Origin of the sequence: Tistrella mobilis, assembly GCF_039634785.1 — a bacterium.
Lineage (GTDB): Bacteria > Pseudomonadota > Alphaproteobacteria > Tistrellales > Tistrellaceae > Tistrella > Tistrella mobilis.
The window spans coordinates 58,372-71,539 of the sequence record NZ_JBBIAB010000009.1 but is presented as its reverse complement, the minus strand read 5'-3'; the positions used below and the strand labels follow the sequence as shown (position 1 = coordinate 71,539).

Here is a 13,168-nt window from a genome sequence, read left to right as displayed (position 1 = left end):
GGACCACTCACTCCCGCCTGGATGGCTGACCGGTCAGCGCTTCCTGCCGCAGCCAGTCGGTGAAGGCCAGGACCCGCGGATCGTTCCAGCCGGTCTCGGTCGACACCAGATGATAGGCCTGTGCGGCCTGGATCTGAATCGAAAGTGGCCGCACCAGCCGCCCCGCGGCCAGGTGATCGGCGATGAGCGCGCTGCGCCCCATGATCACGCCCTGCCCGGCGACGGCCGCAGCCACCGCCACGCCGGTATCGTTGATCCGCATCTGCCGGTCCAGATCCTGAGGCGGATCAATCCCGGCAGTTGCGAAGAAGCTCCGCCAGGAGACGGCGACCTCGCCGCCCGTCACATCGGCATCGTGGATCAGCGGCAGATCGAGCAGGGCCGCGGGTTCCGTCACCGGCCCCAGCCGTTCCAGCAGCGCCGGGCTCATCACCGGCCCGAGCGTTTCCTCCATCAGCCGCTCGGAAACCAGCCCGCCGTCGATCGCCGTGACATAGCGGATGGCGAGGTCGACCGTGTCGCGATCGAAATCCACCAGCCGGGTCTCGGCGCGCAGGAACAGCTCGACATCCGGATAGGCCTCGCGGAACCGGCCGAGCCGGGGGGCAAGCCAGAGACCGGCGAAGGACGAGAGCACACTCACGGTCAGCCGCCCGCCCAGATCCCGGCCGCGCAGTTCGGCGGTGGACCTGGCGATGCGGTCGAAGCCGTCGGTCAGCCCCGGCAGATAGGCGCGCCCCGCCGCGGTCAGCAGCAGACCATTGGGCAGGCGGCGGAACAGGATGACGCCGAGCCAGGCCTCCAGCCCCTTGATCTGATGGCTGACGGCGGCCGGCGTGACGTGCAGCTCTTCCGCCGCACGGGCAAAACTGGAATGACGGGCGGCGGCTTCGAAGGCACGCAGACCGTTCAGGGGCGGCAATTTGCGCGGCATGACATGTCCGGACCGGGCATCCCGCCGGCACGGCGGAGCGGCCGGCGGGGGTGGAGGACGGGCGGGCCTTCGTCGTGCCCGTCGCCGCCCTTCGTGACCCACGAATAGTTTTCCTAAGGGAGTGTACGAGAAAGCCTCGTTTGCCCGCAATCGGCCAAGGGCGGAAGATGCAGTCACCGCCGGAGCCGTCCCTCATCCCCCTCCCCCCATCCGGCGGCTCCCTTCCAGCCGGAGATGACGAAGATGACCGTCGTGACCCTGCGGCACCGCGCCGACGCCTGCGCGGGAGCCGGACTGCCCCCCGTTCGCGCCCAGGCTGCCGTGAAGCCGGTTCACGGCGTGCTCGAGCGGATGATCGCAACCCTCGGCCTCTGGGCCGAGCGCCACCGGCAGCGCCGCTGCCTGGCGACGCTCGATGCGCATCTGCTGCGCGATCTGGACATCGACCCGATCGATGCATCGCGGGAGGCGAACAAGCCCTTCTGGCGCGCCTGACCCCCACATCCACCCCCGCAAAGAAATGGCCGCGGCTCCCGACCGGAGCAGCGGCCATTCCCGTTTCAGGCCCTGCACGCCATCAGCCGACCATGGCGTTGCCGAACAGGGTGTTGGGCAGCCAGAGCGAGATTTCCGGCACATAGGTGATGATGATCAGGAAGGTGATCAGGATCATCAGCCAGGGCCATGCGGCCTTCACCACGCTCAACACCGGCATGCCGGTGATACCCGATGTCACGAACAGGTTGAGCCCGACCGGTGGCGTGACCATGCCGATCTCCATGTTCACCACCATGATGATGCCGAAATGGATCGGGTCGATCCCGAGACCGGTGGCGATCGGGAACAGGATCGGCGCCAGGATCAGGATGATCGCCGACGGCTCCATGAAGTTGCCGGCGACCAGCAGGATGATGTTGACCACCAGCAGGAACTGCCAGGGCGCCAGCCCGGCTTCGGTGATGCCGCGGGCGATCGACTGCGGGATCTGCTCGGTGGTCAGCACATGGGCGAAGAGGAAGGCGTTGGCGATGATGAACAGCAGCATCACCGTGACCTTCGCCGCATCGACCAGCACATGCGGCACATCGGTGAACTTCAGGTCGCGATAGACGAACAGCGCCACCACCGCCGCATAGACCGCCGACACCGCAGCTGCTTCGGTGGGGGTGAAGATGCCGCCATAGATGCCGCCCATGATGATCACGATCAGCAGCAGGCCCCAGAGCGCGTTACGGCCGGTTCGGATCACCTCGGCCAGCGGCGCCCTGGGCTGGCGCGGAATCCTGTTCACGCGTGCCGAGATGTAGATCGCGGTGGCGAGCATCAGCCCGAGCAGGGCCCCCGGGATCACACCGGCCATGAACAGCCGGCCGACCGAACTTTCGGTCGCCGCCGCATAGACCACCATCACCAGCGAGGGCGGGATCAGGATGCCGAGCGTGCCGGCATTGCAGACCACACCGGCCGCGAAGGTCTGGGTATAGCCCGCACGGACCATGCCAGCGATCACGATCGAGCCCACCGCCACCACGGTCGCCGGCGACGAGCCCGAAACCGCGGCGAACAGCATGCAGGCCACCACCGAAGCGATCGCGAGGCCGCCATACATATGGCCGACGCAGGCATTGGCGAAGGCGATCATCCGCCGCGCCACACCGCCGGTCGTCATGAAGGCGCCGGCCAGCACGAAGAACGGGATGGCGAGCAGGGTGTAGAGTTCGGCGGTCTGGAAGAATTTGAGCGCCAGCGACGCCATGCTGTCATTGGCAAACAGCAGGATGGTGAGCAGGCTGGACAGGCCGAGCGAGATGGCGATCGGCATGCCGATGATCAGGAAGGCGAAAAGCGCCACGAACAGGAAGAGTGTGGTCACCGGCCCCGCCCTCCCCGTGCAGCCGCATCGTCGGTCAGGTCGTCCTTGCCCCGCTGGTCGAGCGCCATGGCCTCGGCCGCCTCGTCCGCCAGCTGGAAGCCCTCGGCACGCCCGGTCAGGATCGCCCAGCCCTGTTCGATCAGCCTGAGGCCCAGCAGGGCAAACCCCACCGGCAGAATGATCGACAGGATCCAGCGTTCGACGGGGATGTCCTCGGCCTCGATGCCGAGCATCATCATGCGGTCGGTATAGTTCCAGGATCCCCAGAACATCAGGCCGGCGTAAAGCAGCGCCAGGGCGACCGCCACAAGCCCCACCAGCTTGCGGGGGGCGGCCGGCATCATCTTCACCACCAGATCGATGCCGATATGGGCATGGACCCGCACGCAGTACGAGATGCCGATCATGATCAGCCAGGCGAAAAGATAGAAAGTCGCCTCAAGCGCCCAGACCAGGCCGCTGTTGAACACGTAGCGCAGCACCACCTGGACGAAGGTGAGCAGCGTCATGGCAGCCAGGAGGAAGGCGATCGCGCCTTCCTCCAGCCGTCCCCAGATGCGGGCGATCATTGCGGTGATCCCGTGAACCGGGTCGCGGCCGCTCAGCTGGCGCCGTTCGACGCCTGGGCCGCGTCGATCACGTCCTTGCCGATCTCACCCTCGAACTTGGTCCAGACCGGCGCCATGGCCTTGCGCCATGCCGACACCTGATCCTTGGTCAGGGTCAGGATCTCGGACGAGCCGCTTTCGGCGATCCGCTTCTTGTCGCGCTCGTTGATGTCGTTGGCCATCTTGTTCACGGCCGTCGTCACCTCGCCCATGATCTTCTCAAGCTCGGCACGGACATCGTCGGGCAGGCCGTTCCAGAATTCGGTGTTGGTCACCACCATATAGTCGAGCACACCGTGATTGCTCTCGGTGATGTACTTCTGCACCTCGAAGAACTTCTGGCTGTAGAGGTTCGAGTACGGGTTCTCGGCGCCGTCGATCGCGCCGGTCTGCAGCGCCTGATAGACCTCCGAGAAGGCCATCTTCTGCGGGTTGGCCCCCAGCGCCTCGAACTGCGCCAGCAGCACGTCTGAGGCCTGGATGCGGAACTTCAGGCCCTTGGCATCTTCAGGCATGCGCAGCGGCTTGTTGGCCGACAGCTGCTTCATGCCGTTATGCCAGTAGCCGAGGCCGATGAAGCCCTTCTTCTCCATCGAGCGCAGCAGGCTGTGGCCGATATCGCTCGCCTGGAAGCGGTCCACGGCGGCGATGTCGTCGAACAGGAAGGGCAGGTCGAAGACCTGGAGCTTCTTGGTATAGCGATCGAATTTCGACAAGGACGGCGCGATCAGCTGGACATCGCCCAGCGCCAGGGCCTCCATCTCCTTGCCGTCGCCGAAGAGCTGCGAATTGGGATAGACCTCGACCTTCACCTTGTCGCCCAGCCGCTCGGCGACGAGCTTCTGGAACATCAGGGCGCCCTGGCCCTTGGGCGTGGAGTCGGCCACGACATGGCTGAACTTGATGACGATCGGATCGGCGGCCATGGCACTGCCACCGGCCAGCAGGCCCGCCACGACGGCGAGCGACGCGAAAATGCGCATGGATCGGTTCCTCCCCTGGACCTGATCAACGGCTCCTCAGGCGCTGGCATGCGGTCCGGACCCTCGTCCCCCGGAGGCTCTGGCCGGGGATCGATCCCCAGGCATGGCCGTTGTTTTTCCCGGACCGTCACGACGCCTTGATGACGGGATGTTATCATCCCCACATGCCCGATGTAGCACGACCAGAGCGGTCGGCCGGAATGGAAAATCGGTCAACCTCTCGTCGAAACGCGATTTCGGGCGATTTGTTTCGCATATCGGGACAAGCCCGATGAATGGAAGACGGCCCGCGCCCCGCCGCAGGCCTGATACCGAGGAGAGAGAATGAACCGGCTCTGCGTCTTCTGCGGCTCCAACCCCGGCGACACCCCCGCCTTTACCGAGGCAGCGCGGCAACTGGGCCGCGAGCTGGCCCGGCGGCAGCTGGGCCTTGTCTATGGTGGCGGCCGGGTCGGCCTGATGGGCCAGGTGGCCGACGCCACCATGGCGGCAGGCGGCGAGGTGATCGGCGTGATCCCCAAATCGCTGGAGGACCGCGAAGTCGGCCATCGCAACATCACCGACCTCAGGGTGGTGGGGTCGATGCATGAACGCAAGGCGATGATGGCCGATCTCGCCGACGGCTTCATCGCCCTGCCCGGCGGCATCGGCACCTTCGAAGAACTGTTCGAGGTCTGGACCTGGGCCCAGCTCGGCAGCCATGCCAAGCCGGTGGGGCTGCTTGATGTCGACGGCTTCTACCAGCCGCTGCTCGGCTTCCTGCACCATGTCGCCCAGCGCGGCTTCATGAAGCCGCAGCATCTGGACATCCTGCTGGTCGACACCGACCCGGCCCGGCTGATCGAACGCTTCGCGGCCTATCGCCCGAAGGTCGAGCACAAATGGATCGAGATCGAAGAGCGCTGAGCCGCCTCAATCGATCCGGGTGATCACCTCGTCCAGATCGCCCATCAGCCGGCCGCGCAGCTCCGGCCCCAGCAGCGTCGCAAGCTCGTCCTGGGCGGCCCGCCACAGCGGTGCCGCCCGGCGCAGCACCGCCCTACCCTGTTCCGTGATGACCAGCAGGCGACGACGGCGATCCTCCGGGTCTGCCCGGGTTTCGATCAGCCCGGCCTGTTCCATCGGCCTCAGATTGCGGGTGAGCGTGGTCCGGTCCGTCACCAGACGCTCGGCCAGCTGGCCGAGCGACGCCGGCCCATCGGCCCTGAGCAGGGCCAGAACCGGAAACTGGGTGATGCGGAGCCCCGCCGGCTCCAGCCGCCGGTCGTAAAGCCGCGTGACCTGCCGCGCCGCCTGCCGCAGCCGCAGACAGGTGCAGGGAAGATCCGTCCTGCCCGTCATCATCTCTCCCCTTGCCGTCTATGCTGCACCGCATTAGGCTGCAGCATAAGAGTGTATATACACGTATTTATGAGCACAAGCCGGACCGGGAGTTCCGTCCATGACCAGCGAGATCAACGCCGCGGCAACCGAAGCGACCGGGGGGCGGGGTATCGGCGTCGCCAGCCTCGAAGAAATCGCCGATATTTCGGGGCTCGAAATGCTGCAGCGCCTCGCCGCCGGTGACCTGCCCCGCCCGCCGATCGGCGCCACGCTCAACTTCGATCCCGAAACGGTGGAGCACGGCCGGGTGATCTTTGCCGGCACCCCGCTCTTCGACCATTACAACCCGATCGGCACCGTCCATGGCGGCTGGATCGCAGCGATGCTCGACAGCGCGCTCGGCTGCGCCGTGCACAGCACCCTCGCCGCCGGATCGGCCTATACCACGGTCGAGATCAAGGTGAACTATCTGCGCCCGGTGACCACGGCGACCGGCCGGATGCGGGCCGAGGGCAAGGTCATCCATGTCGGCCGCAGCTTTGCGACCGCCGAGGCGACGCTCACCGACGAGGCCGGCAAGCTGTATGCACACGGCACGACCACCTGTGCCATCTTCCCCCTGTCACGCCGGGCGGGGTGATTCCCGCCCGGACATGATCAGCAGGATCTGCACCGCGGATCACCAGGAGAAGCGCAGCCCGGCGGTCAGCCGATGGTCGCCGCCGGTTTCGTCGATCGCACCGGCATAGCCGACGCCCAGCGTCACGCCAGGTGCGACATCGGCCTCGACCGCGGCACCGATCCGGCCCGTGGTCCGGCCCTGCGAGACGCCGGCCACCTGGAAGGGGTTCGCCGGATCCCCGGCAAAATGCGCGGTCAGCGTCTGATCCCGATCGAGCAGTTCCTGGCCGATACCCAGGGTGAAGCTCGGCCGGATCACGGTCTCACCCTTCGCCGCATCGCCATAGGCCGTGGAGAAACGCACCCCGGCAAAGGCCTCCAGCCCTTCGACCGTGCCGCCCTGGACGACCAGCGCCGCGGCGCCGGCACCGGTTTCGGTGACGTCGTCGCTCTTCTGCCGGTCATAGATCAGGCGCAGCATCGGGGTGACGGTCCAGCTTGGGGCCCCCGCCGCCGCCTCGGGCGTGCCGGGCTTCGCCCCCGGCACCACAAGATCGGTCGAAACGCCGATGGCGGCAGTCACCTGATCGGTATCGAAGCTGCCCCGGGCCGTGCGGCCGGTACCGGTGATCGAACGGTCGGCATCCGAAGACGACCGGGTATAGGCGACCACCGCATCCAGCGTCACCGGCCCGGCCGGCACCGCACCATAGGCGCCGACATGCCAGCCGGTGGTATCGATGCCGGCGTCCCGGCTGCGGGCGGTGGTCCGGCCGTCGGTCACACCGGCTGCGATGCCGAGGCGCGCCGTCTCCCCCACCGCAAAGTCGATGCCCACCGCCGTGCCGGCGCTCCGCCAGCGCAGATCGCCCGCGTCATCCTCGCCGCTGGTCCGGCCGGTATTGCCGAAACCGGTGATCCAGGCGCCGCGATGACCGGCATGGCCGGCATTTGCCGCGCCATCGACGAAAGCGCGGCCTGCCCCACGCAGATAGCGCCAGTGGCCGGCATATTCGGATCCGGCCAGATCGCCGAGGGCCGCAGCCGCATCGGCATCGCCCAGGGCCGCCAGCTCGCTCAACAGCTGGTCGCGATCCCCGGTCGCCGTCAGCCCCTGGGTCTCCAGCACGGTTGCGACATTGCGGGCATTGCGGGTGGTGGCGAGCGCCCGGAAACCGTTCTCGGTATCGACCAGCCTGAGCGAGATCACGTCGCCATCGGCCAACAGACGGCCGACCAGACCGGCCCGATCGGTTTCGACCGTATCGAAGGTACCGGTGATGCCGTCCGTCGCCGTGATCAGTTCGGCGCTGGCATATCGGGGCGTGCTGCCGTCGAACGAGGTCAGCGACAGCGTACCGCCCTCGATCGTGGCAGCCCCACCCACCACCAGCCGGTCGGTGACGGTGCCACCGGCACCGTCGGCGGCATATTCCATGGCGAGCGTGCCGGTTGCGGTCTGGGTGAAATCGCCGGTGACGGTGATGGTGCCGATCGAATTGCCCGGCGCCACCCGGCCCTCACTGACCAGATCGCCCTCGATCGTGCCATTGCCGGAAAGCGTCCCCCCGGTCCCGACCGTCATCTCATCGCCGGTGAAGCGGCCGTCGAGGCGGACACCCCCCTCGTTCACATCGAAGGCGGCAGCGAGCAGATTGCCCGAGAAGCGCCAGGTGCCGGCCCCCTCCTTCTCGATCAGGCCGAAACCGCTGAGGTCATGCGCGAAGCTGCCGCCGCCTTCGAAGGTGGCGACGCTGTCTTCCCGGTCGCGGGCGGCGTTAAGGTCGTTGGTCTCTCCCGCCAGAACGTCGCCATCGATAACGGCGCCGTCGCGCACGGTCAGCCAGCGCTCGTCGGCATCTTCCGAGAAGGTCAGGGCCCAACCTTCTTCATTGGCGCCAAGCCGTCCGCCGATATCGGCGATATTGACCATACCCGCGTCATAGATCACACCGCCCCGGATCTCACCACGGTTGACCAGTGTCGGGGTATCGATCGGCAGGGCGTCCGGGTCGATCGAACTGGTGAAGACGATGCCGAGGGCCGCGGAGATCAGACCGCCTGCCTGATTCTCGACGGAAGCCTCACCACCGACCTGGATCGCCAGGCGCTCTGCCTCGATCACGCCGGCATTGACCACATCGACCAGACCGTCGGCATCGGAAGAAATGGCGACACCACCGGTGATCCGGCCGCCGGCCGCATTGGTCAGCGTGCCGTCGCCGATAAGGAACATGGCGGGCGCATGCCGCTCGTCATCCCCGCCCGAGATGGCGCCCGCATTCTCGATGTCGAAACCGCCTTCGACATCGATGGCACTGATCCCACCGGTGATCTCGCCGCCCGCCCGGTTGACGATCGACACATCATCGGCCGTGGCGTAGACGCCATAATCCTCGCCGGTCAGGAAGCCGGCATTGTCGATGTCGAGCGTATCGACCTCGGCATCAATGGCCGTGACGCCGGCGATGCGCGCGCCCGACAGGTTGGCCACCTCGAGCGACGCCCAAGCGGACTCGTCCGAGAGGCCGGCATCAATGCCGTCGGCATCATTGCCCGCGATCAATCCGGCATTGGTCACGACCGCCCCATCGACATCGAGCAGATCGATCACGGCGGAGGCGGGCTTTCCGTCTTCACCGCGCGCACCGGTCCGGATCATCACGCCGCCGGCACGATTGTCGACCACGGCACCATTGCCGTTGAGCCAGAGACCGCCATCGATCAGCCCGGCCTGATTGACGATCATGGCGTCTTCGCCCGAGAGGTCGACGGCGCGGATGCCGCCGGCAATCCGGCCGCCGATATTCTCGAGGACGAAGTCGTCGCCCATGCTGGTCACGGCCACGCCGGCCAGAATCTGCCCCTCATTGCGGACGGCGGCGCCATCACCATCGGCATCGCCCTGATCCACCACCCCGGCTTCCGCGCCCAGAACCAGGCCGCCGGCCGCGTTCACCAGACTGCCGCCCTCCAGCAGAACGGCGGCATAGATCTCGTCCGGGTCGGCCAGAGGGTCATCCTCATCGTAGCGGCCGAGCGAAACGATGCTGCCCGCATTGTAGATCGCTCCGCTGCCGAAGTTGACGGCCACGTCTTCCGTCGCCCGAATCGCGCCGTCATTGATCAGTTGGGCCGAAGCTTCCGGATCAAGAAGCTCGATGCCGCCGCCACCCGAGATGACGCCACCCTCGGCATTGTGGATTACACCACCGAGAAGCGAGACACCGGCTTCGCCACCTGAAATCGTGCCGGTGTTGTCGAGAAGCAGATCTCCCTCGGCCAGGATACCGACGACACTGCCACTGATCGTGCCACTGTTCCCGATCTCGGCGGTCCCATCGACCAGAGCCACGATGCCGATGCTGCTGTCCAGATCGCCGATATCGTCGAGACCGTCGGTCGGCTCATCCACACCCGTAATCCGGCCGCTATTGGAGATCACGACCGATCCGGCCTCGATCAACAGCCCCGTGTTGCCGCTGATCAGCCCCGCATTGTCGACGACGACCTCCACCCCGGTGAGCCTGTTCGGCGCGTTGCCGGCGATGACGCCGGTTTCGCCGTTCTGCAGGCTGAGCACGCCGTCGTCGGCGGCCGCCATAAGGCCGGAGATATAGCCGGCATTGTCGATCGTCGCATTATGTGCAGCGGCGAGGCCGATCCCCTGGAAGCTGCCGGCGATCACCCCATCGACGTCGTTGGTGACGGTCACCTCTTCGCCGGCGGCCCCGAGACCGGTCAACACGCCGGTGATGACACCGGCATTGCCGATATCGATCGTCCCGCCGAGGACGGACATGCCGCCGTCCTCGTCACCACCGCCGCCGCCGCGGATCAGCGCACCGGCGCCGTTGGAAACCGACACCGTATTCGCCTCCAGCCGGATCCCGGTGCCGCCGTCGCTGACGATCACCCCGCCATTGCCCAGCAGCACCTCGCCGGCAGTGACCTGCATGGCGGGTCCGTCGGCCGCAACGATGGTGTTGGTATTGGCGATCTCCAGCCCGCCGACGATATCGGCCGCCAGCGCCACGCCGTCCCCGCGCGCCTGGATCAGGCCGTCATTGGCAATGGCGGTCGTCAGTTCCCCGGCATCGTCGGCGACGTCACCGATCATAATCGCGCCGGCACCGCTTTCGATCACGCCGGTATTGGCGATCAACCCGCCGCTGCCGGCCAGGATGGCGACGCCTTCCGCATCGTCGCCGCCGAAGGTCGGATCGGTGGACGAGATGCGCCCGGCATTGGTGAGCGATGCCGTGCCCGCCAGCAGAAGGGCCGGTCCGGCCGCCTCGATGACGCCGCCCGCAGCATTGCCGACCACCGCATCGCCTTCAACCGCGATCGCAATGCCCTGCTCGGACCGGATGAGGCCGGCATTGGTGATCAGCGCTTCGCCCACGACCTCGATCGCAGAGCCTTCGGAGACGATCTCGCCACCGGCCCGGTTGTCGACGGTTGCGCTGCCCACCGCCTTGACGGCAACGAAGCCGCCTGAAATCCGGCCGGTATTTTCGAGCGTGAGCCCACCCTCGGTGCCGATGCCGACCACGCCGCCGGTGATCGCCCCGCTGTTGGCGACACTGGTGCCGGCCGTCGTGACGCTCGCGATGCCGGCGCCGCTACCCCCTTCGATGGTTCCCGTATTGACGACCCGCCCCGTGTCGCCCCCAAGAACCAGGGCAGAGACCCCACCCTGAATGGCACCGGCATTGTCGACCGTGATCGCCTTGCCGAGCAGCCCGTTCTGTTCATAGGCAGCCACAACACCTGTCGCGGCGTTATCCAGCCGGGTGGACATGCCACCGTCGACGACCACGCCGTTGACGAAGCCGGCATTCTCGATCACCGCTTCATCCGCGGCGGTGAGGGAGACTCCCATCCCGTCGCCGGCGATGATGGCGCCCGCCCGGTTGGTCACCACGGTCCTGTCTCCGAGGGCGGCAACGCCCGCGATCATCTCCACATCCTCATCGGCACTGCCGCCGATGATGGCCCCGGCATTATCGATGGCGATCGTGCCGGCCTGAAGCAGAATACCTTCGGCACCAGCCGAGAGGATGGTCCCGCCCTGACGGTTGGAGATCGTCACGCGCCCTGCCACATCGACAGTCACCCCTCGACCGCGGCCTTCGGAGCGAATCAGGCCGGCATTCTCGATGACTGTTTCACGGTCGGCCGGATCCTCATCCCCCAGACCATCCGACACGGCGATGCCGGACCACCGGCGGTTCAGGATCACGCCGCCCGCAAGATTGTCGATATGGCTGCCACTGCCCACGGCCACTGCACCGTCCGGGACATCGGCGGGCACGACACCGTGGACGGTAACGATCTGCCCGGCATTGACCACATCGGCGGCGCCGGTGGCGAAAACCGCCGTCCCCCAGGTCAGAATCTCGCCCGCGGCGGCGTTGGTCAGAGTGGCATCGCCATCGATCAGGAAACCGGTCCCGCCGGCGACCAGGCCCTCGTTGACGACATGGGTGACATCGGCGGTAGCGCTGACGGCAGGGGCCAGAATGCCATCGATCGTGCCCCGATTCTCAATGCGGATCACGTCACCGGAAAGCACGGCCGCGCCGTTGAAGCCGGTGATCCGGCCGCCTGCCTCATTGATCAGGGTGGTCTCCGCCGGCCGCTCCGCGCCCTCGCGCATCCCCGCGATCAGGCCGATCTCGCTGCCCCGTCCGGGGGCGCTGGCCTCGATCGTGCCGGCGTTTTCGACCCGCACGATGCCGCGACCGGTGACGAGATTGTCGGTTTCGGCCGTGATCGAGCCGCCGGCGAGATTGCGCAGCAGGGCCTGCGTCTCGCCATCGATCATCACGCCGTTCAGCACCCCGCCATTGACGACCTCTGCCGTGTCGGCGGCCTCGACCGTCACCCCTGCCTCGCGGCCCAGCACCGTGCCGCCGGCCTCGTTCCGCACGGTTGCGGTGTCGGCCTGAATGGCAATGCCGCCCGCCACGGGCTGCGCGCTGTTGGCACCGCCGGCAATCGTGCCCGCATTCGTCACCTCGACCGCCCCGCCGGTGATGCCGAGGCCGATGGCGTCGCCGATGATCACCCCGTTTGCGCCATTGGCGAGAACCACATTGCCGGCACCGATCAGGGCACCATCGGTCCCGCTGCTCTGGATCGTGCCGTCATTGCCGATCACCGCGCCCACGGCCTGAACGGCGAGCGCCGGCCCCGCCGCGAAGATCGCGCCCGACGCCCGGTTGTCGAGGGCAAAGAGGCCGCTCCCCTCGGCCACCAGGCCGGCACCTGCCTGGCCGGTAATCACGCCGGCATTCTCGACCCCAAGGCCCGCGGTACCGTCCGGATCGGCCATCTGCACGCCGGCAGCACCGGTGATCCGGCCATCGCTGCCGTTGACCAGGGTGCTGCCGACCAGCCCCACGGCCAGCCCCTCCGCGGTGATCTCGCCGCCATTCTCAAGCGTCCAGCCCGCCGTCTCGGACGCGACTGCCGGTGCATCGCCGGTCACCGTCCGGCTGGCCCCCGCGGTGATCTCCACCGTCGTCGGCAGATCCGACAGCTCTTCAAGCCTGAGGGGGGTATCACCCGAGCCGACCGGAATGGTCTCGGCCAGAACCTCGTCGCGGCTGCCCGCCCCCCAGACCATTACGGTCATGGCGGCACCGGCCATCAGACGCCGCCTCAGATGGCTGAGACGGCGGGACAGGTCGACCTCGTGGCAGAGAGAGCGGGGGTGGCCAGCCATGATGCGCGCATCCTTCGGGCAAAGCGATCCGATGCCGGAGCCGGGCGCTCCGACCGAGCCTCCAACATGTCGGAGCCGCACCGGTGCCGGAAG

9 protein-coding genes are annotated in these 13,168 nt (G+C 67.2%); 3 read left to right on the top strand and 6 right to left on the bottom strand.

Annotated elements, in window-relative coordinates:
- Positions 1-7: 7 nt before the first annotated feature.
- Complete coding sequence (gcvA, locus tag WI697_RS14740; protein WP_062761716.1) at positions 8-934, bottom strand: transcriptional regulator GcvA; 927 nt, start codon at positions 932-934, stop codon at positions 8-10.
- Positions 935-1,177: 243 nt separating this feature from the next.
- Here gcvA and WI697_RS14735 point away from each other — a divergent pair, with 243 nt between their 5' ends.
- Positions 1,178-1,429 (top strand): DUF1127 domain-containing protein, encoded by a 252-nt coding sequence (locus tag WI697_RS14735; RefSeq protein WP_014743764.1) that lies wholly within the window; start codon positions 1,178-1,180, stop codon positions 1,427-1,429.
- An 82-nt stretch (positions 1,430-1,511) separates the two neighbouring features.
- On the opposite strand, the gene WI697_RS14730 is transcribed toward WI697_RS14735, so the two are convergent.
- The 3 genes from WI697_RS14730 to WI697_RS14720 are packed head-to-tail and all read right to left on the bottom strand — an operon-like array spanning position 1,512 to position 4,398.
- Complete coding sequence (locus WI697_RS14730; RefSeq protein ID WP_014743763.1) at positions 1,512-2,807, bottom strand: TRAP transporter large permease; 1,296 nt, start codon at positions 2,805-2,807, stop codon at positions 1,512-1,514.
- On the bottom strand, positions 2,804-3,376 hold the full coding sequence (locus WI697_RS14725) for a TRAP transporter small permease (RefSeq protein ID WP_345958982.1): 573 nt from the start codon (positions 3,374-3,376) through the stop codon (positions 2,804-2,806). Before WI697_RS14725 ends, WI697_RS14730 begins: the two co-directional genes overlap by 4 nt.
- A 32-nt stretch (positions 3,377-3,408) precedes the next feature.
- Entirely contained in the window at positions 3,409-4,398 is a 990-nt protein-coding gene (locus WI697_RS14720) for a TRAP transporter substrate-binding protein (protein WP_296717080.1), read from the bottom strand.
- A 324-nt stretch (positions 4,399-4,722) separates the two neighbouring features.
- Between WI697_RS14720 and WI697_RS14715 the strand changes: the two genes are divergently transcribed.
- A complete protein-coding gene (locus WI697_RS14715; protein ID WP_014743760.1) occupies positions 4,723-5,304 on the top strand; it encodes an LOG family protein in 582 nt (193 codons plus the stop codon).
- A 6-nt stretch (positions 5,305-5,310) separates the two neighbouring features.
- Here the strand turns inward: WI697_RS14715 and WI697_RS14710 are convergent, their stop codons facing one another.
- Entirely contained in the window at positions 5,311-5,739 is a 429-nt protein-coding gene (locus WI697_RS14710; protein ID WP_345958981.1) for a MarR family winged helix-turn-helix transcriptional regulator, read from the bottom strand.
- 100 nt (positions 5,740-5,839) lie between these two features.
- Here WI697_RS14710 and WI697_RS14705 point away from each other — a divergent pair, with 100 nt between their 5' ends.
- A complete protein-coding gene (locus tag WI697_RS14705) occupies positions 5,840-6,361 on the top strand; it encodes a PaaI family thioesterase (protein WP_062761721.1) in 522 nt (173 codons plus the stop codon).
- A gap of 39 nt (positions 6,362-6,400) precedes the next feature.
- On the opposite strand, the gene WI697_RS14700 is transcribed toward WI697_RS14705, so the two are convergent.
- Positions 6,401-13,075 (bottom strand): autotransporter domain-containing protein, encoded by a 6,675-nt coding sequence (locus tag WI697_RS14700; RefSeq protein WP_345958980.1) that lies wholly within the window; start codon positions 13,073-13,075, stop codon positions 6,401-6,403.
- Between the last annotated feature and the right edge of the window lie 93 nt (positions 13,076-13,168).